Here is a 1,351-nt window from a genome sequence, read left to right as displayed (position 1 = left end):
GAATGCCTTTGCGTGAAGTTCTCTTCGGTGCTTCTGTTGACACTGTGGTCCCCGCTACTCGTGTGGTGGGGCCTACTCTGGCAACATTCATTCACACCGTCGAGACGGTACCGGCGACACGCTTACCAGCTTCCAGACCGTGCAAACGATCTTGTGATTCAATGGGTTAGCATTAGATGCCCCCGTTCGTCTAACTGGCTTGTCACCCTGCTGTCACCCTTGGAGAAGTGATGGCTACCATTCGACAACGTCACGACCGTTGGCAAGCAATCGTCAAACGGCAAGGCTACCCGGTCCAATCGAAGACATTCACCCTGAAGAAAGATGCGGAGAAGTGGGCGAGACAGCAAGAACGTCTCATCGATGCCGGGCAGTGGATCGACAGCCCGCAGGATCGCCAAACGACCTTGGGCGAGCTTCTTGAGCGATACGCAAAGGAAGTCAGCAGTGGCAAGCGTGGAACCCGCGCTGAATCGTACAGAATCGATAGCTTCAAGAAACTCAGCCTCGCGAAGCACGCATTGTCCGTAATAACGCCGCAGATGGTCGCGGCGTGGCGGGATGCCCGCCTTGGAGAAGTCTCGTCCGGCACCGCACTGCGGGAGCTTCAGCTTCTCGGACACGTTTTCAGCGTCGCGATCCGCGAGTGGGGCGTTCAGCTTCCCGGCAATCCCGTTAGCCTTATCAGGAAGCCACGATCCGGGAAGGCCCGAGATCGCGTGCTGACCGCATCCGAAAGGACCGCGCTGATCTCGGCTTGCGGTCAGTGTCACAGCCCGTGGATCAAGCCGGTCGTTATCTTCGCGCTCGAAACTGCTGCACGACGCGGCGAAATCCTTGCCCTGACATGGCAAGACGTTGACTTGGCACATAGGACGGCGATCCTACAGGTAACAAAGGCCGGGCAACCGCGAAGGATTCCGCTATCCACAACATGCGTCACCATGCTTGAAGCACTACCGCACAGCCTTGACGGACGGGTCTTCCCTGTATCCATGGAGACAGTTAAACAGGCATACGAACGAGCGGTTCTGCGGGCCGGTATCGCCAACTTCACTTTCCACGATCTCCGGCACGACGCGCTGACAAGATTAGCGAAGCAGGGACTCTCGATTCTGGAACTTCGCGCCATATCCGGTCACACAACAGCCAACATGCTTCAACGGTACGTCTCGATTGACGCTGGCGAATTGGCTATGAAGCTCGGCTGACCGTAGCTAGAACAAATCTGGCTCTTTTGAAAATGCAGTGGGTAACGCGGCTCACGAGGCATGCGGGTTGAAGCTGGAGAAATCTAGCTTGCCGGCGATGAGGAACAGCACGGTTCGCATTGTTTCGAAGCGCGTGTAGC

Annotated in this window: 1 protein-coding gene; it reads left to right on the top strand. The window is 56.8% G+C overall.

From position 1 onward, the window contains the following. Positions 1 to 230: 230 nt before the first annotated feature. Positions 231 to 1,211, top strand: coding sequence for a site-specific integrase (locus tag GWC77_RS27765; protein WP_173262697.1), 981 nt, complete (start codon positions 231 to 233; stop codon positions 1,209 to 1,211). Positions 1,212 to 1,351: the final 140 nt, after the last annotated feature.

The organism is Paraburkholderia sp. NMBU_R16 (genome assembly GCF_013282575.1).
GTDB lineage: Bacteria > Pseudomonadota > Gammaproteobacteria > Burkholderiales > Burkholderiaceae > Trinickia.
Note: the sequence above shows the minus strand (reverse complement) of the source record. Positions and strands in the feature narration are given on the sequence as shown.

What these genes read in the sequence shown, in the direction of transcription:
- GWC77_RS27765 (WP_173262697.1), top strand. Translation starts at nt 231, where the DNA reads ATGGCTACCATTCGACAACGTCACGACCGTTGGCAAGCAATCGTCAAA.